Below are 16492 nucleotides of genomic sequence, written 5' to 3'. Positions count from 1 at the left end.
GTTAGTTAACCAAGCAATACAGAATAACGCGTGCTGCGCCCACCACCGGGTAGCTTGGAAAGGCAGCCTTTTTCCAGCAGCTCTGCCAAATCCCGCGCGGCGGTGGCTTTACTCACTTTGGCCAACGATTGGTAATTACGAGCATTGATGCCCTGCTCAAATTCCTCCCCCGCTGTATCTAATAAACGGTTCAGCACCTTGATTTGCCGTTCGTTCAGCACGGTGGTGGCAGGGCGCTGCCAGTAGCGTTTAAGCCCGTGGGAGAAAATGAGCCGATTAAGGTGGTTAGTTAGCGCATGGGCGATGGGAGGCCTGCATCAGTGAACCAATACATACAGCCATTTGGTGTCGTAAGGTTCGCGCAGTGCCTTGTCTAAACCAAGTACTCGCCAACCAATGAAATTGGATGGGTAAAAAGTTATTATCCAGCTAAATAATTTTTCTGCCGCTAACTTTTCGGCCGCATCATGCGCTTTTATATTTCCTCACTGGACACTCAATGCATAACCTATGGATTCCCGTCGTCGCCATTTTCGTCGTTGCTGGCTTGGTATTCGGTAACCAGGCCTATTCCGAGGCCCAGCGTGATGCCCAAATCGCCGCAACTATATCCGAACGCCTCGACAGCCAAGTGCAGGCCGATATCTCCCACCTGACGCGAGTCAACAAGGGCTATGGAGTGTGCGGCGACTACGCGCTTTCACATGCTGAGTCCGGTCGTTTCTACTACAACAGCGCCACCAAGCGCCTGGCGTTAGGCACCGATGCCCCGCAGTATCACGACAACTGTGAGGGCGTCTCTAACTGACCCCTTGGAAGCTGTTCACGATCTTTTAAGCAGTAACGTGATTGCGTCCGGGCCCGTGATTCTTTATTAGCCAGCCTATGCCGCGCCGCGCATAGCGTGTAAATCCAAGCCTCGGAAGGCTTGATTGACCTCTGCCTACACGTTGGTGGGGTGCTGATTTGGCTGCTCGCCAGAAATGATAAAACTTTCCTAATGTCCGGTCGGTAATTTAAAAACAATCTCGACCCTTTATAACCAGAAAGTTACCGAACGGTAATCAAAAGCAGGTTCCCTATGCCAACCGATAATGCCCCTTCCCCCACGACCATTCGCCAAAGCGAAGAGCTCGGCCAACTGGTCCGCAAACTCCGCACTGAACAAGGCTTATTGCAGATCGATCTAGCCGGCCTTGCGGGCACCGGCAACCGCTTTATCGTCGACCTGGAACGGGGCAAACCCACTCTTCAGTTACAAAAGGTGCTGGATGTATTGGATTTGATGGGGCTTGAGGTAGTCGTGAAACGCAAAGGGAATAATCGCCATGGCGAGTGACGCCATGCTGGCGGTGAGCCTCTCGCCTTCCCTACCGCTCTCGCAGCCGGTTCACGAAGGCGATAGCGCCAACCGGACAACCAGGCTGACAGAGGAGGCATGTCTCGCCCGACACGAATACCTCTCTCGGTTACACTAGCGCGACCGCCTCCCAGCCCCTTCCCGACCGGTGATGCATCTCATGTCCATTTCCAAACGCCCTTCGAAGCTGAGCCTGCCTCAGGTCAATCCCGGTGTGTCGACGGTGCTTGAGTATCTGCTGCTCAAGTTTCCGGCCATCAATGATGCGACATGGCGTGAGCGCATGGCCACCGGCAAGGTACATCGAGATGACGGCACCTGGATTACGCCGGCCTCGCCCTTCAAGCCCCAGCTTCGCGTGTTCTATTATCGCGAAGTAGCAAGCGAGCCGAGCATTCCCTTCGCAGAGCATACTGTCTATCAAGATGAGCACATTCTGGTGGCCTACAAACCGCACTTTCTGCCCGTCACGCCCGGCGGGCGCTACGTCAATGAGTGTCTGCAACAGCGTCTGCGTAAAAGCACGGGGATCGAGACGCTGCAGCCGGTGCATCGTCTGGATCGAGTGACGGCAGGACTGGTGCTTTGCTCCCTCAATCCCGAGACCCGCGCGCTGTATCACCAGCTGTTCAAGTCACGACAGATTCACAAGACCTATCAGGCCATCGCCGAGGTAGACGGCAATAAGTCATGGGTGGGTCAGCAGTGGGGCGTAAAGAATCGCATCGAGCAAAACGAGCAGCGCTTTCGCATGCGGGTCACCGAAGGCGACGCCAACAGCCACTCGGTGATCCGCTGCGTGCAGCAAACCGACACGCAGGCGCTGTTCGAATTACACCCCGTCAGCGGGCGCCGCCACCAGCTGCGCCTGCACATGCAGGCACTCGGCTGGCCGATTTTGAATGACCGCTACTACCCGGTGCTGCAGCCGCTCTCGCCGGATGACGTCACGCGCCCCTTGCAGTTGCTCTCCAAGGGCTTCGAGTTCACTGATCCCGTGACCAATGAGCCCAAGTGCATTGAATACGATGGCGACCTGACGCTTAACTAGCGCGGCGCCGTCACTTCCCTATCCGTTACTACCCGAAGCGTGCCTCGAGCCGCACCACCGTTTTCATCCCGGCTATTGCATGCAGAGCTGAACGACACCGGAATGTTCGCACCGGCATGCCTGAAGGGTCGGCCCCTTCAAGCCATATTCTCAAGCCTGGTATTCAAGGCTTTGGAAGGTGTTTGGGCGAGCGCGCTCAATAAAACCTTCTACATGAAGTTGGTCGCTGAGCTCGGGCTAGAGGTTGCAAAGGCGAGTTACCAGCCCGACACCCGCGCCTGCCTGGTGCGCCGGTATGACCGCAGGGCCGATGCACAGGACATCTTGCAGCGCCTGCACCAAATCGATTTCCGCTAGCTGGCCGGCAGGCCTTCTTTAATCAAATACGAAAGCGACGGCGACCCCGGTCTGGTTCGCTGCCGCGATCTCTTGAAGCAATAGGGCGCACCGTATCGCGACTCACCAAGAAAAGCTGGCCCGTAGCTTTTAGGCGATGGTATGCGTAACTTAATACGTTGATGCCTACGAACCGACTCTTCGTTCAATGTAGTAGCACCTCATGCTGCCAAAAGAGTAGATAATCAGTGGTCAATATCTGTACCGACTCCGTTACTATGTATACTTTGTTAAATCTTCATAGTGGCAGCGGCCAAGGAGAGCATGGTGTGGGTCGATAACGAAACAGATACTGACTTCCTCAATTTTTCCGGGGTTGCCGACACCGTTGCAGAGATCGTTTACCAAGCCAATGGACGTCCCATTTCCATCGGTGTTTCTGGCGCTTGGGGGGCCGGCAAGTCCTCAATGATCAAGCTCATTCAAGCGTCGCTGCGCAATCCTCCAGAGTCGGGGCAAAAGCCTGAAAAAGACTTCGTCTTCGTCGAGTTCAATGCTTGGCTGTACCAAGGGTATGACGATGCCCGCGCGGCGTTGATGGATGTAATAGCGTCCCGTCTACAGGAAGAGGCTGAGTCGCGTCAAACCGCTCTAGATAAGGTTTACGAGCTGGGTGAACGTGTGAATTGGCTGCGTGTGGCTAAGATTATGGGAGTGTCGGCAGCTTCTGTCGCAGCCGGTGTACCGATGCCTGGCCTGATAGGTGATGCATGGGGTTTGACCAAGCAATTGTGGTCTGGCGACGTCAATGAGGCGACGATTGACGCCACCCATGAAAAAGCGGGGAAGGCAGCGGATGAGGCCAAACAGCTCATCAAAGCCAAACCCCAGATGCCTTCGCCGCCCAAGGAAATCCAGGCACTACGAGATAATTTCGAAGCTGTGTTGGATGAACTAGGCGTCACGCTCGTTGTGCTGATTGACGATCTGGACCGCTGCCTGCCCGAAACGACTATCTCAACCCTTGAGGCTTTCAGGCTGTTCTTATTCCTGCGTAATACGGCTTTCGTCATCGCGGCAGACAACGAGATGATCAAGCATGCGGTGCGCCGTCACTTCAACGGTGTCCCGGATGACGTGCTGGTCACCAGCTACTTCGACAAGCTGATCCAGGTTCCAATTCGGGTACCACCTCTGGGGACGCAAGAAGTTCGGGCGTACATGATGATGCTCTTCACCGAGAACAGTGGATTGCCCAAAAAGGAGGTCGAGTCCATTCGCGTCAAAGTTCGCGATCAGCTTAGGACAACATGGCAAGGTGGTCGTGTTGACCGGGCCTTTATGCAGTCCCTGTCCAAGAACTACCCTGCGGAGCTGATCGGGAAATTCGATACCGCAGAGCGTCTCGCGGCGGTGATGACCTCGGCGTCAGGTATTCACGGCAACCCCCGGCTCATCAAACGTTTTCTTAACGCACTGGCGATCCGGATGAGCATTTCACGTGCCCATGGCGTAGGTGTCGATGAAGCGACGCTGGTCAAGCTGATGTTGTTTGAGCGCAGCGGCAATCCGAAGGCCTTTGAAGAACTAATGAAAGCAGTTGCGACGGATAAGCACGGCAAGCCGGAAATGCTCGCTGGTTGGGAGGCCGATGTGAAACAAGGCAAGGACTTCTCTTTGAGTCAGCCTTGGGATCACCCGTTTGTGAAGGAGTGGCTAGCCTTGCCACCTGCGCTGGCGGACAAAGATTTGCGAGGTGCCATTTACGTCAGCCGCGAGCATGCACCGATCATCACGGACGAAGATCGCCTTTCTTCGAACGCTGCCGAGCTACTAACCGCGCTGCTCGATTCGCCTGATATGGCACCTCAACTCAGGGGGGCTCTTGGGCAGATTGCTCCCGTCGAGATCAGTGTCATCATGGATCGAATGCTCGACAACGCGGGTAACGAGCAGGAATGGGGCGTACCGCCCGTTCTGGATGCGATGCTGGTCATCGCTGGCATCGATGGATTGCAGGGCCCGCGCCTCGCTGCCTTTTTGAAAGAGCGCCCACCCGCACAGATCCAGGCTGGGATCGTGCCAAAACTCAAAGATGAGAGTTGGGCGAAGTCCGTATTCGATTACTGGCAAAGCCTTGATGTCAGCCCTCCTGTAAAGGCCGCGATAAGGAAAATGAATGGGAACGTCACAAAATAGCGATGGGCCAGGCAAGGGAGTGCCAATGGTGCCTCCGTGGACGCCTCCATTGCCACCGGCTCCGCCAGCCCCTGAGCCGCCAGATCCTGAAGAGGATCAGGTTGATCAGGATGGGCAGTCTGATGACCCCCCTGAGGGGGATAACGAGCCCAAGACTGCACCGCAGTCGCCACCTCCATTAGCGCCGCCAGGCCGCTTTGGGGGCGCGCGCAAGGGAATAGGTGACTACGCCAAAAACGGTGATCGCAGCGGCCTCCAACGCAGCCTGAAGCACTACGTTAAACATGGGTACGGCGGTGCCAAGACCACTACGGCTCGATTTGGTGGTACAGCGGCAGTTGCCGCGATTCTGGGCGGTACCCTTCAGTCGGTGGCAGAAGGAACCAGTCAGACCTATGCGAACCTCATTGACCCCGTCCTGCTGAAAGGTCGATCTGCCTCGGAAGTCATGGACGCGCTGGTCGAGGCCGTTCGGCCTGTCGATGGGACTCAAGATGCAGAGGCAGAGCGGGCCTCAATTCGGGGGTCGCTGTCCGATGTTCTCGTGAAGTACCCTAACGCCGATCTGCTGAACTTGGCCCCTGAAGAGCGGGTCTACGCGATTGAACGCTTCACCGCAATGGATGTGTTCCACCGGTACGAGCTTGATCTGGGGAAAACCGTCCAAGAGAAAGCCTCATCGGCTTTAGTTGCGGTGCGTAGATTGAAAGAGATCAAGGAATACATTAAAGAATGCGTCTCGGCCTCCTTTCGCTCCATTGCAGCCACTGGAGTACGGTTGACAACCGGACGTATTTCCCAAGTCGTAACCCAAGCGCTACAGGAAACCTTTGAGGTATTCGAGGGGTATACCGAATGAAGTTTGTTTGTGGCCCCGCAAGATTTCAGATGCGAGCTGTCGATCCGGCAATGCCGGTGGTGATCTATGGCCAAGCCGAAAAGGGGCAAGTCAGTGTTGGGAGGCACACGCGTCATCTACTTGACAAGGCGCATCTGGAAATCTGCCCTCAAGCATGGGATTTTCTGAGTATTGCCCTATCCATAGTTGCGGCAGATTTTACCGATCTGCGCGCCAATAGCGCGGACGGCTGGACGCGTACACTCGAACTTCATATCGCAGTTCAGGATCCTATATTCTGGAATACCCAAGCACGAGCATTGGAAGATGCGTTGCGCTTTTTAACGACGGACATGTGGACGTTCGTCTTTCATTCCGGTGGGTATGGACCACCTGCTCAGTTGCAAGCATTTCATCCTCGGGAAGATTCGGTCGCCTTGCTTTCTGGCGGGATGGATAGCCTGATCGGCACCATCGACTTGGTCAGCCAAGGGCGTAATCCTTATGCCGTCAGCCAGATTGTCCGCGGTGATGGGAAGAAACAAGGCGATTTCGCTCAGAGTCTTGGATTGTCTAGGATTGGGCTCAATCACGTTGCCAAGTCTCCAGGATCTCAAGAGCCTTCCCAGCGGGCACGATCCATCGTTTTTCTGGCATTTGGATTGGCCGTTGCTACTTCACTTGATCGCTACCATCAGGGTAATCGCGTGCCTCTTTACATCTGCGAGAATGGCTTCATCGCGATCAACCCTCCATTGACTGTGACTAGGCTCGGTAGCTTGAGTACCCGCACCGCGCATCCAGAATACTTAGGTCGACTGCAACAGATCTTCGATGCTGCTGGCATCAATGTTCAAATTCAGAACCCTTACGCGCTAAAGACCAAAGGTGAGATGATGGCAGGATGTCTTAACCAGGATTTACTCAAACAGCATGCAGTGACATCCACCAGCTGCGGGCGTTTTCAGCGTTTTGGTTATAAGCATTGCGGGCGATGTGTTCCGTGTCAGGTCAGAAGAGCCTCCTTCATGCGATGGGACGAGCTGCAAGACAGCACAAAATACGTTTACGACAACCTTAGTATCAATACTCCCCAGTATGGGCGCTTTGAAGACGTTCGTTCTGTAGGGATGGCGGTGGCGAGCGTTGCACAGGACGGTTTCGATCAGTGGTTAGGTCATAGCCTTTTTTCACCGTTTATTATTGACAGGGCTGGGTATAGTCGAATGCTTGTCCAAGGTCTAGACGAGCTAGCGAAGTTGCACTCGTTCTATGGGCTTAAATGAATAATGTAATGACTCCCAGATTTCTTCTGCATACCCTACGCTGCTAATGCTGGACGTGCAGAAACCTGACGTCATTACACAGCTATTTAACCCTTGACGTAGCACCATTAAAAAATATATTTTGGAATTGCTTGCAGACAGATTTTTTTGTCATGCTTCGTGACAGGTGAAATCAATGTTAGGGGGTTTGCCCTTTAGTATTCCTTTACGGTAGCGATGCTACCTGAATACGCATAAGAGTGTCTGCAAGCATTTTTAAGGACTAAAATGTCTACTTTAAAAAAATTGAAGTCAGCATCCGACATACATGACCTAGCTTATCTTTTAAACTTTAAAGCTTCAAACATAGCTTATATAATTTATAAACTAAAAGAAGAAGAAAAATACCACAACTTTGAAATACCAAAATCAACTGGCGGCCTAAGAAATATTAGCGCACCAGAATCCAGACTCAAGAACTTGCAGTCTAACTTAGCAAACTTACTACAAGAGTGCGTAACAGAGATCGATAAAACATTACAAATAAAAAATACAGCATCTCAAGCTTTCCAGCCAAAAAAATCAATAATCACAAATGCTTCTTATCACAGAAAAAAAAGATTTCTATTTAATATTGATATTGAAGATTACTTTGGGGCTATTAACTTTGGCAGAGTGCGCGGCTTTTTTATCAAAAATAAAAACTTCGAGCTCGACCCAAAAATTGCAACTTTAATAGCTCAAATAGCATGTTATCGTAATAAGCTACCGCAAGGCTCTCCCGCATCTCCTATAATTTCAAACTTAATCAGCCACATCCTAGATATGCGCTTAATTGAATTATCAGCAAAAAACAAATGCTTTTATACAAGGTATGCAGATGATATAACTTTCTCAACAAACTTAGCGGAATTTCCTCAAGAAATAGCCTTTGAAAGCGAAGAAAAGATATGGTCACCTTCTAAAAAAATAATAAAACTAATATCAAAAAATGGTTTTAATATAAATTACCAGAAAGTTCGTATGCAGCTTGAATTTTCACGACAGGAAGTTACAGGGCTTACTACAAACAAGATTATTAACACACCTATTGAGTACAGAAAAAATGCTCGTGCAATGGTTAGATCACTAATAATGAAAGGCAGCTTTCATATGCCTAAAGAAGAAAAAGAAGCCTCACTTGAACAGCTGCACGGCATCCTATCTTTCATTGATCATGTTAAATTAGTTACAAAACATGGTCACAGGAATGATCTTCACTCTCAACCAGAAGCTAAAGAAAAAAAATCATCATTTGAAAAAGATTTTTCATACTTTTTATTTTACAAATATTGTTATGCTCCAACCAAGCCACTTGTTATATGTGAAGGCAAAACTGACAATATATATCTAAAATGCGCTATCAAATCATTAATTTTAAAGTACCCTAAATTAATTCATCAGAGCAACGAGAAAAATTTGAAAATAGACTTTTTCAAATATTCTCGTAGCCAAGGTGGAGATAGCCAAAAAGGAAGGCTTCTTGAGCTAAGAGGAGGGGAAGGTAATTTAAAAAACTTTATTTCGACTTATGAAAAAAATTGCGAGAAAATACGCGCACCAGGAAAACTACACCCTGTAATCATATTAATTGATAATGATGAAGGCGGAAAAAAAATACTTTCATTAATAAAAAAATTAAAAAAGACAGCAACCCAAGTAACAGGAAACCAAGATTATTATTTCATAAACAACAACCTGTATGTAGTAGCAATACCAGACATAATGGGCAACCAGAGCACTAGCATCGAGGACTTTTTTTATAAAAAAACGCTTAACAAAAAGTTAAATGGAAGAGTTTTCAATAGAAAAAACGATCACTCTGGACAAAAATTCTATGGGAAATATGAGTTTGCCCAAAAGATAGTCCAAAAGGACTTTAACAATATCAACTTTAGGAAGTTCACTAAGATTTTAGATAGAATTGAACTTGTGATAAATGATTACAAAATGAGGCCACACAAATAAAGCCCCGCCAAGATAGCAGGGCCGATTGTTAAAATTAAGTAAGTATCACTCCCACTCAATAGTAGCCGGCGGCTTACTGCTCACATCATAAGTCACCCGCGACACCCCTTCCAACTCATTGATGATCCGGTTGGAAACCTTCTCCAGCAGCTCGTAGGGCAGGTGCGCCCAGCGGGCGGTCATAAAGTCGATGGTTTCTACCGCACGTAGTGCGATGACCCATTCGTAGCGGCGGCCGTCGCCGACGACGCCTACCGATTTCACCGGCAGGAACACGGCAAACGCTTGGCTGGTTTTTTCGTACCAGCCGGAGGCGCGTAGCTCTTCGATGAAGATGGCATCGGCGTCGCGAAGGATGTCGGCGTACTCTTTCTTCACTTCGCCCAGAATACGCACTCCCAGGCCCGGCCCCGGGAACGGGTGGCGGTAGACCATGTCGTAGGGCAAGCCGAGTTCGAGGCCGAGTTTGCGCACTTCGTCTTTAAACAGTTCGCGCAGCGGCTCGACCAGCTTGAGCTTCATGGTTTCCGGCAGGCCACCCACGTTGTGGTGGGATTTAATCACGTGCGCTTTGCCGGTCTTGGAGGCGGCTGATTCGATCACGTCCGGGTAGATGGTGCCCTGGGCGAGGAAATCGACGCCGTCGATCTTGCTGGCTTCTTCATCGAACACGTCGATGAAGGTATTACCGATGATCTTGCGCTTGGCTTCGGGGTCTTTCTCGCCCTTTAGCTTGCCAAGGAACAGGTCTTCGGCGTCTACGCGGATGACTTTCACGCCCATGTGCTTGGCGAAGGTTTCCATGACCTGGTCACCTTCCGCTTTACGCAGCAGGCCGTTATCCACGAATACACAGGTCAGCTGGGTGCCAATCGCTTTGTGCAGCAGCGCGGCAACCACAGAAGAATCCACACCACCCGAAAGGCCGAGCAGTACGTGGCGGTCGCCCACTTGCTCGCGTACGCGCTGTACCTGGTCTTCGATGATTTGCGCAGGCGTCCACAGCTTCTCGGCTTTACAGATACCCAGCACGAAGTGCTCAAGAATCCGCTGGCCTTGCAGAGTGTGGGTCACTTCCGGGTGAAACTGTACGCCGTAGAACTGTTTCTCTTCCCAGGCCATGGCGGCAATCGGGCAGCTGGGTGTAGAGGCAGTCACGGTGAACTCGGCGGGCGCTTGGGCCACCTTGTCGCCGTGGCTCATCCATACGTCCAGCAGGCCTTTGCCGCTTTGGGTATCGACGTGATCCTTGATGCCGTTAAACAGGGCGTTGTCGGCGTCAATGCTGATCTGGGCGTAGCCAAACTCACGCTGAATGGAGCCTTCTACCTTACCGCCCAGCTGCTCGGCCATGGTCTGCATGCCGTAGCAGATACCAAACACCGGAAGATTCAGCTCGAACACGCACTGCGGCGCACGCGGGGAGTCCAGCTCGGTTACAGATTCCGGCCCACCGGCGAGGATAATGCCGTTGGGGTTATATTCACGAATCTCTTCTTCGGTGATATCAAACGCGCGAACTTCGGAGAACACACCGATCTCGCGAACGCGGCGGGCGATCAATTGGGTGTACTGCGAGCCGAAGTCGAGAATCAGGATTTTATGGGCGTGAATGTCACTCATGGCGGGGTCTCGGTTAAGCGGTGTGGGTGCCGCTGGTCAGGCCAAAAAGCAAGCGGCGGGGCAATGCCCGCCGCGCCATAGTACTAATCTTTGTGGTTAGCTCACCCGGTAGTTGGGCGCTTCTTTGGTGATCTGCACGTTGTGAACGTGGGATTCGTTGAAGCCAGCGCCGGTAATTTGTACAAACTCCGGCTTGGTGCGCATTTCCTGAATATCGCGGCAACCGGTATAGCCCATGGAAGCGCGCAGGCCGCCCATTAGCTGATGCACGATAGCGCCCATCACGCCTTTATAGGGTACGCGGCCTTCAATGCCTTCCGGCACCAGCTTCTCGGCACCTTCGCTCTTATCCTGGAAGTAGCGGTCGGCGCTGCCCTGGTTTTGCGACATGGCACCCATGGAGCCCATGCCACGGTAGGCTTTATAGGTACGACCCTGATAAAGCTCGACTTCACCGGGCGCTTCTTCGGTACCGGCCAGCAAACCACCAACCATCACGGCACTGGCGCCCGCGGCAATCGCCTTGGCCAAGTCGCCGGAGTAGCGGATACCGCCATCGGCGATCAGTGGAATGTCGAACTCTTTCAGCGCTTCGGCGACGTTGGAAACCGCGGTAATTTGCGGTACGCCCACCCCTGCCACAATACGTGTGGTGCAGATAGAACCAGGGCCGATGCCGACTTTGACAGCATCCGCACCGGCTTCGGCCAGCGCCTTGGCGGCTGCGCCGGTGGCGATATTGCCACCAATGACCTGGATTTCCGGGAAGTTCTGCTTGATCCAGCGTACACGGTCAAGAACGCCTTGAGAGTGACCGTGGGCGGTATCGACAATGATCACATCGACACCGGCTTCGGCAAGCGCCGCAACGCGATCAGGCGTTTCCGGGCCGGTACCAACCGCGGCGCCGACCAACAAGCGGCCATCGCTGTCTTTGGCGGCCATCGGGTAGGTGCGGGCTTTTTCGATATCCTGAAAGGTGACCAGGCCGCGCAGGTGGAACTCGTCATCGACGATCAGCATTTTCTCGATGCGGTGTTCGCGCATTTTGGCTTTGCTGGTTTCGAGATCGGTGCCTTCCTTGACGGTAATCAGCCGCTCGCGAGGCGTCATGATGTCCGCCACGCTGTCGCCCACATTGGGCTGGAAGCGCATGTCACGCTCGGTCACGATACCGACCAGCGTTTCGCCTTCCACGACCGGGAAACCGGAGAAGCCGTTTTCACGTGCCATGGCGAGCAGGTCTTCTAGCTTGGCTTTCGGGCTAACGGTGACCGGGTCTTTTACAATGACGCTTTCGTGCTTTTTGACCTTGCGTACCTCGGCGGCTTGCTGGGTCATGGTCATGCTTTTATGGATAATGCCAATGCCGCCTTCCTGAGCCATCGCAATCGCTAGACGCGCTTCGGTAACGGTGTCCATCGCGGCAGAAAGTAATGGAATATTGAGCGAGAGATTGCGGGTCAGGCGGGTTTTGAGGCTGACATCCTTGGGGAGGACATCGGAGAAGCCGGGAACGAGGAGTACGTCATCGAACGTTAGTGCTTCTTGGGCCATACGTAGCATAGCGGCAACACCCTGATTGAGAGGAAGTGGGGCGTGAAAGGTTAATCGCCTATTATAGCGTTTTGAGGGGTGTCCCAGCAATGCAGCTAGGCTCTTAACCTTATACTAAACGCTAATGACGTTTGCTGTTAGGCTGATGGTTGGCGTTTATTTATGTATAAAGGGGGCTTTTTGTCTCAGCAGATTATTGTCTACACCGATTACGTTTGCCCTTTCTGCCTGCTGGCGGAAGGCGCCATTGCCCAGGCGACCGAAGGGTTAGACGTGGAAATCCGCTGGCGGCCGTTTGAGCTGCGCCCTGCCCCGGTGCCCACCTTGAAGGTGGAAGATCCCTACCTGCCAACGGTATGGCGCGAGTCGGTGTATCCCATGGCGGAAAAATTGGGCGTGCCCATTAAGTTGCCCAATATATCCCCGCAGCCGCGTACCGATAAAGCCTTTGAGGTGTTCGCCATGGCTGAAGAGCAGGGGTTGGGCCATGCCTATTCCATGGCAGCATTAAAGGCGTTCTTCCAACAGGAGCGCGATATTGGCGACCCGGAGGTGCTGGCGGATATCGGTGAGTCGGTGGGCCTGGAGCGCCAGGCGGTGCTCGATGCACTAGCCAAGGGCAGCTACCGCGAGCAGCACCAGGCAGCTCAGCGGCATGCAGTGGAAGAGGCGCGGATTCAGTCAGTGCCCACCTTGGTCATTGATGGCGAAGTGATCCAGGGCGTGCCTGATCCTGAGGCTTTAAAACGCTTTTTGTTAGAGCGGGCGTAACGCTATGGCGTCCCTACGGTTTAGGTATTCATTCTAGCGATATTATGCCCGAGGCCCTCGTCTATAAAGCTACTTGCCAGCGTTCGGGATAGGTCATGAGCGTTTTGATGTCTTCGGGAGCAGGTACATCACAGATAACGTTATCAAACCCATCAAGATGAGCGACACGCTGAATGCCACGCTGGCATAATTTAGCTGACCCTAGAAGCAGCATTTTGCGGCCAGCGTGGCGCATCATGGTTTGTTTTACTTCTATTTTTTCACTGTCGAAATCGAGCAGATAGCCCTCGGCATCGATGCCCGAGACTGAAATCATCGCCACATCCAGCCGATAGCTGGCCAGCTCCTTGATGGTACGCGATCCCGTCAGCGCCCCATCGCGGCCCGCTAACTTGCCCCCCACTACATGAATATCAAACAACTGATGCTGGGCAGCCAGTGTCAGTGCAGCCGTTAAATTATGAGTAACCACGTGAAGCCTTTCACGGTAGCTCAACAGCTCGCGGGCAACGTGGTCACAGGTTGTGCCAGTATCCAAAAATAACGCCTCGCCTTCCTGCAACTGCGATACCGCCAGGGTCGCCATACGCCCCTTTTCTACCTGCTGCGAATCCTGTTTGGTGGCGTAGCCAAGCCTCACCTGTGGTTTTTCGATCCGAGCCCCGCCCCGAAAACGCTGCAGTACGTTGGCGTCACACAGTTTACGAATGTCGCGCCGCACCGTTTGTGCGGAACAGTTGAGCCGCTGGGCAAGAAATTCGATCGAGGCATGCCCATGCAATTCAACCAAGGCAATTAGCTCGCGATGGCGTGGATTTAAATGCGCTAGGTCTGTCATCGGTAACAATACATCCTCTGAAGAAAAGTCCGGCCATACACCTGCATGTCATCAAAATGACACAGCCCAGCGTGATCATAACGATCAAATTATTACATTTTGATCAAAACATGACTAATACATTGCAAATCTACCTTGATGAATACCAGCGTATCACGACCCAAGCAGGTGAAACGCTATTGCCTAAAATGCGTCCGCTTGGCGAAGCTGGTTGGCCTACGGTACTGCAGAATCCCTGCCCACCCCGCGATGCATTGATTGCTCTAAAGCTTAGTAACACACCAATGCAGCGACCTCCGGTAGGCGTTATTGGGCCTCGCGAAGCCACTCAGCGCCAGCTTGAAATAGCTTATGCCCTAGGCGCAGGGTTGGCCGAATTGGGTATTCCGCTGTTATGTGGTGGCAGGGGCGGCGTTATGGAAGCGGCCAGCAAGGGGGCCGCTCTCAAGGGAGGCGTGGTCATCGGCCTGCTTCCCGACACCCATTCCGAGGCCGCCAACCCCTGGGTCACTCTGCCAATTGCCAGCGGTTTGGGCGAGGCGCGCAATGTGCTTATCGCCCGGGCCAGCGTGATGCTCATTGCCGTTGGCGGAAGCCTGGGCACCCATACCGAAGTATCCTTTGGCCGCCATTTCAATAAGCCTGTACTCACCTTCCCAGACGCTCCAAATGCTGAAGGAGTGACGCCTGTCTCCAGCGTTGAAGAAGCTTTAACGCTAACGGCCGCTCATTTATGGGGGGTCGAACAATGATCATGAAATTATCAACAAATGATCACAATTCAACATTATGGTTATTTATATCCATAAACGCCTAGGAGCCAGGCATGCGACTGATTACCTATGGTTACTTACTTTACCTATTAGCCCCCATCGCACTCCTGCTTGTAGGTGCCTTCGGCGATCAGTGGAGTAACACTCTATTGCCCGAGGGGTTAACTTGGCGTTGGTTTATCGCTGTCTGGCAAGATACCACCTATCGAAACGCCATGGTAACGACACTCCAACTGGCCTTAACCACCTGCCTGATCAATATATTATTAGTCGTCCCCCTGGTATACGGCGTCACGCTTAAATTCCCCTCGGTAGCACAGAGCGTCACGCGCCTTCTCGTTATGCTGCCTGTAGCGGTTCCCCAGTTGGTCATTGGCTTTGCCTTTATCCTGGCTTTTAGTACTGCGGTACTGCCCTGGCTAGGTAGCCCATGGCTGCTAGTGGCCGGTCATGTGGTGGTTACTTTCCCCTACCTTTTCTACACCGTATATGCCGATATCGAAGCCTCCCCACTCAAGGCGTATGAACGCATGGCTCAGTCTCTGGGAGCGGCCGAGTGGCAACGTTTTGTGCATCTCTATTTGCCATTGGTATATCGCTCCGTGTTTACCGGTAGTTTAACGGTTGCGGCGCTATCGATTGGCGAGTTTGAACTGAGCAATCTGATTTCAGGCTTTATGACACAACCCTATCCGGTGGTACTGATCCAAGCGTTTTACCGCACGACGGGCTTCGCCTGCGCCGCAACGCTTTTCCTGCTCTCACTCGCCCTGCTGTTTTCGTTGTTTTCCACTCTGGTGCAGTGGCGGCTGGGCCGATCCTCTTCTCAGGAGTTGCCGCAATGATTGCGCTTGAAAATATCCAGTTCCGCTACCCCCGTAGCAGCGTCGGTGTTCACGACATCAACCTGAGGGTAGAAACCGGCGAATTTCTGGTGGTGGTGGGCGCCAGTGGCTCGGGCAAGAGTACGCTTTTACAGCTTATTGCAGGCTTCCTCACCCCGCTCCATGGGCGAGTACTGTTTGATAATCAAGATGTGACAAAACTCTCTTGCGGCGAACGAGCGCTGGGCATCGTGCTACAGGATTATGTGCTCTTTAACCATATGACAGTGCTCGGCAACGTGGCCTACCCGCTTAAGGTCAAGGGCATTCGTCAAGACGAACGCCATCGTCGCGCCCGTAAAATACTCCACGATGTAGGCCTTGAGGCGCTGGAACACCTCTACCCTCAACAACTTTCCGGCGGCCAGCAGCAGCGAGTGGCTATTGCTCGCGCCTTGGTTTTTGAGCCCCGTGCCCTTCTGCTTGATGAGCCGTTTTCAGCGCTCGACGCCTCCCGCCGGGAGTCGATGCGCCAGGAGCTCAAGCATATACAGCGGCAGTTCGGCGTCACCACACTGATGATCACTCACGATCAGGAAGAGGCGCTGATGCTGGGCGATCACGTCGCCGTGCTTGAGCAGGGCGAGCTTCTTCAGCACAGCGCGCCTCACCAGCTTTATACACAACCCGTGAGTGAAGCCGTGGCACGTTTCATTGGCCGTACTAACTTTATTGACGCTCAGGTGCTGGACACACAAAGGATTGAAACCGCCGACCTTGGCATTTTGGAAGTGATGCCACACACCTTTGCGGCAGGACAGACCGTTCGCGCCATGATTCGTCCTGAAGCCGTTCTCGCCAACCCGGCTAGCGATATCACCAACCAAATGCCTACCACGCTAATTGAGCGCCAGTTCCTGGGCGCCCAGCAACGCCTACACCTTCTCTGCGGCACTACCACGTTGTCGCTTGAGTCGGCTTCACCGCCGGATCACATCACTCACGTGGCACTTCCTCCTACCCACATTCATCTCTTCAACCGCTGAGGTA

General features: G+C 52.8%; 17 protein-coding genes. 13 read left to right on the top strand and 4 right to left on the bottom strand.

All coding sequences use genetic code 11. From position 1 onward, the window contains the following. Positions 1 to 5 precede the first annotated feature (5 nt). Positions 6 to 221 carry a DeoR family transcriptional regulator gene (locus ACFFLD_RS06685; RefSeq protein WP_386072439.1) on the bottom strand — a complete coding sequence of 72 codons (216 nt, stop codon included), beginning with the start codon at positions 219 to 221 and terminating at the stop codon, positions 6 to 8. A 278-nt stretch (positions 222 to 499) separates the two neighbouring features. Between ACFFLD_RS06685 and ACFFLD_RS06680 the strand changes: the two genes are divergently transcribed. The 9 genes from ACFFLD_RS06680 to ACFFLD_RS06640 all read left to right on the top strand — a co-directional run bounded on the left by ACFFLD_RS06680 (position 500) and on the right by ACFFLD_RS06640 (position 9056). Next, positions 500 to 808: a hypothetical protein gene (locus ACFFLD_RS06680; RefSeq protein WP_386038417.1), complete on the top strand. Its 309-nt coding sequence runs from the start codon at positions 500 to 502 to the stop codon at positions 806 to 808. A 273-nt stretch (positions 809 to 1081) separates the two neighbouring features. Then, positions 1082 to 1339, top strand: coding sequence for a helix-turn-helix transcriptional regulator (locus tag ACFFLD_RS06675; protein ID WP_386038414.1), 258 nt, complete (start codon positions 1082 to 1084; stop codon positions 1337 to 1339). Then, entirely contained in the window at positions 1329 to 1478 is a 150-nt protein-coding gene (locus ACFFLD_RS06670; protein WP_386038411.1) for a hypothetical protein, read from the top strand. The genes ACFFLD_RS06675 and ACFFLD_RS06670 overlap by 11 nt, the downstream gene beginning before the upstream one ends. A 42-nt stretch (positions 1479 to 1520) precedes the next feature. Beyond that, positions 1521 to 2411, top strand: coding sequence for a pseudouridine synthase (locus tag ACFFLD_RS06665; protein WP_386072436.1), 891 nt, complete (start codon positions 1521 to 1523; stop codon positions 2409 to 2411). A 102-nt stretch (positions 2412 to 2513) separates the two neighbouring features. Beyond that, positions 2514 to 2768, top strand: coding sequence for a HipA domain-containing protein (locus ACFFLD_RS06660; protein WP_386038405.1), 255 nt, complete (start codon positions 2514 to 2516; stop codon positions 2766 to 2768). Between the two features lie 303 nt (positions 2769 to 3071). Beyond that, a complete protein-coding gene (locus ACFFLD_RS06655; protein WP_386038402.1) occupies positions 3072 to 4946 on the top strand; it encodes a KAP family P-loop NTPase fold protein in 1875 nt (624 codons plus the stop codon). After that, complete coding sequence (qatB, locus tag ACFFLD_RS06650) at positions 4927 to 5805, top strand: Qat anti-phage system associated protein QatB (protein WP_386038399.1); 879 nt, start codon at positions 4927 to 4929, stop codon at positions 5803 to 5805. Before ACFFLD_RS06655 ends, qatB begins: the two co-directional genes overlap by 20 nt. Positions 5806 to 5834: 29 nt before the next feature. Then, positions 5835 to 7070, top strand: a complete 1236-nt coding sequence (gene qatC / locus ACFFLD_RS06645) for a Qat anti-phage system QueC-like protein QatC (protein ID WP_386038396.1) — start codon at positions 5835 to 5837, stop codon at positions 7068 to 7070. A gap of 267 nt (positions 7071 to 7337) precedes the next feature. Next, complete coding sequence (locus tag ACFFLD_RS06640) at positions 7338 to 9056, top strand: retron Ec67 family RNA-directed DNA polymerase/endonuclease (protein ID WP_386038393.1); 1719 nt, start codon at positions 7338 to 7340, stop codon at positions 9054 to 9056. Positions 9057 to 9101: 45 nt separating this feature from the next. On the opposite strand, the gene guaA is transcribed toward ACFFLD_RS06640, so the two are convergent. Both guaA and guaB read right to left on the bottom strand, forming a co-directional pair. Continuing rightward, positions 9102 to 10679: a glutamine-hydrolyzing GMP synthase gene (gene guaA, locus ACFFLD_RS06635; protein ID WP_386038391.1), complete on the bottom strand. Its 1578-nt coding sequence runs from the start codon at positions 10677 to 10679 to the stop codon at positions 9102 to 9104. Between the two features lie 96 nt (positions 10680 to 10775). Next, positions 10776 to 12245 carry an IMP dehydrogenase gene (gene guaB, locus ACFFLD_RS06630; protein ID WP_386038388.1) on the bottom strand — a complete coding sequence of 490 codons (1470 nt, stop codon included), beginning with the start codon at positions 12243 to 12245 and terminating at the stop codon, positions 10776 to 10778. Between the two features lie 171 nt (positions 12246 to 12416). Here guaB and ACFFLD_RS06625 point away from each other — a divergent pair, with 171 nt between their 5' ends. Beyond that, positions 12417 to 13007 (top strand): DsbA family oxidoreductase, encoded by a 591-nt coding sequence (locus ACFFLD_RS06625; protein ID WP_386038385.1) that lies wholly within the window; start codon positions 12417 to 12419, stop codon positions 13005 to 13007. 61 nt (positions 13008 to 13068) lie between these two features. On the opposite strand, the gene ACFFLD_RS06620 is transcribed toward ACFFLD_RS06625, so the two are convergent. Continuing rightward, positions 13069 to 13845: a DeoR/GlpR family DNA-binding transcription regulator gene (locus ACFFLD_RS06620; protein ID WP_386038382.1), complete on the bottom strand. Its 777-nt coding sequence runs from the start codon at positions 13843 to 13845 to the stop codon at positions 13069 to 13071. Between the two features lie 110 nt (positions 13846 to 13955). Between ACFFLD_RS06620 and ACFFLD_RS06615 the strand changes: the two genes are divergently transcribed. The 3 genes from ACFFLD_RS06615 to ACFFLD_RS06605 all read left to right on the top strand — a co-directional run bounded on the left by ACFFLD_RS06615 (position 13956) and on the right by ACFFLD_RS06605 (position 16488). Next, positions 13956 to 14597, top strand: a complete 642-nt coding sequence (locus ACFFLD_RS06615; RefSeq protein ID WP_386038379.1) for a TIGR00725 family protein — start codon at positions 13956 to 13958, stop codon at positions 14595 to 14597. A 74-nt stretch (positions 14598 to 14671) separates the two neighbouring features. Then, positions 14672 to 15463, top strand: coding sequence for an ABC transporter permease (locus ACFFLD_RS06610; protein ID WP_386038376.1), 792 nt, complete (start codon positions 14672 to 14674; stop codon positions 15461 to 15463). Beyond that, the gene (locus tag ACFFLD_RS06605) at positions 15460 to 16488 is read left to right on the top strand and encodes an ABC transporter ATP-binding protein (RefSeq protein ID WP_386038373.1); all 1029 of its coding nucleotides are present in this window, start codon (positions 15460 to 15462) and stop codon (positions 16486 to 16488) included. Before ACFFLD_RS06610 ends, ACFFLD_RS06605 begins: the two co-directional genes overlap by 4 nt. Positions 16489 to 16492 lie beyond the last annotated feature (4 nt).

The organism is Vreelandella sulfidaeris (assembly GCF_042429665.1).
In the GTDB taxonomy this organism is placed as follows: domain Bacteria; phylum Pseudomonadota; class Gammaproteobacteria; order Pseudomonadales; family Halomonadaceae; genus Vreelandella.
Note: the sequence above shows the minus strand (reverse complement) of the source record. Positions and strands in the feature narration are given on the sequence as shown.

What these genes read in the sequence shown, in the direction of transcription:
- ACFFLD_RS06680 (WP_386038417.1), top strand. Translation starts at nt 500, where the DNA reads ATGCATAACCTATGGATTCCCGTCGTCGCCATTTTCGTCGTTGCTGGC.
- ACFFLD_RS06675 (WP_386038414.1), top strand. Translation starts at nt 1,082, where the DNA reads ATGCCAACCGATAATGCCCCTTCCCCCACGACCATTCGCCAAAGCGAA.
- ACFFLD_RS06670 (WP_386038411.1), top strand. Translation starts at nt 1,329, where the DNA reads ATGGCGAGTGACGCCATGCTGGCGGTGAGCCTCTCGCCTTCCCTACCG.
- ACFFLD_RS06665 (WP_386072436.1), top strand. Translation starts at nt 1,521, where the DNA reads ATGTCCATTTCCAAACGCCCTTCGAAGCTGAGCCTGCCTCAGGTCAAT.
- ACFFLD_RS06660 (WP_386038405.1), top strand. Translation starts at nt 2,514, where the DNA reads ATGTTCGCACCGGCATGCCTGAAGGGTCGGCCCCTTCAAGCCATATTC.
- ACFFLD_RS06655 (WP_386038402.1), top strand. Translation starts at nt 3,072, where the DNA reads ATGGTGTGGGTCGATAACGAAACAGATACTGACTTCCTCAATTTTTCC.
- qatB (WP_386038399.1), top strand. Translation starts at nt 4,927, where the DNA reads ATGGGAACGTCACAAAATAGCGATGGGCCAGGCAAGGGAGTGCCAATG.
- qatC (WP_386038396.1), top strand. Translation starts at nt 5,835, where the DNA reads ATGCGAGCTGTCGATCCGGCAATGCCGGTGGTGATCTATGGCCAAGCC.
- ACFFLD_RS06640 (WP_386038393.1), top strand. Translation starts at nt 7,338, where the DNA reads ATGTCTACTTTAAAAAAATTGAAGTCAGCATCCGACATACATGACCTA.
- guaA (WP_386038391.1), bottom strand. Translation starts at nt 10,679, where the DNA reads ATGAGTGACATTCACGCCCATAAAATCCTGATTCTCGACTTCGGCTCG.
- guaB (WP_386038388.1), bottom strand. Translation starts at nt 12,245, where the DNA reads ATGCTACGTATGGCCCAAGAAGCACTAACGTTCGATGACGTACTCCTC.
- ACFFLD_RS06620 (WP_386038382.1), bottom strand. Translation starts at nt 13,845, where the DNA reads ATGACAGACCTAGCGCATTTAAATCCACGCCATCGCGAGCTAATTGCC.
- ACFFLD_RS06615 (WP_386038379.1), top strand. Translation starts at nt 13,956, where the DNA reads ATGACTAATACATTGCAAATCTACCTTGATGAATACCAGCGTATCACG.
- ACFFLD_RS06610 (WP_386038376.1), top strand. Translation starts at nt 14,672, where the DNA reads ATGCGACTGATTACCTATGGTTACTTACTTTACCTATTAGCCCCCATC.
- ACFFLD_RS06605 (WP_386038373.1), top strand. Translation starts at nt 15,460, where the DNA reads ATGATTGCGCTTGAAAATATCCAGTTCCGCTACCCCCGTAGCAGCGTC.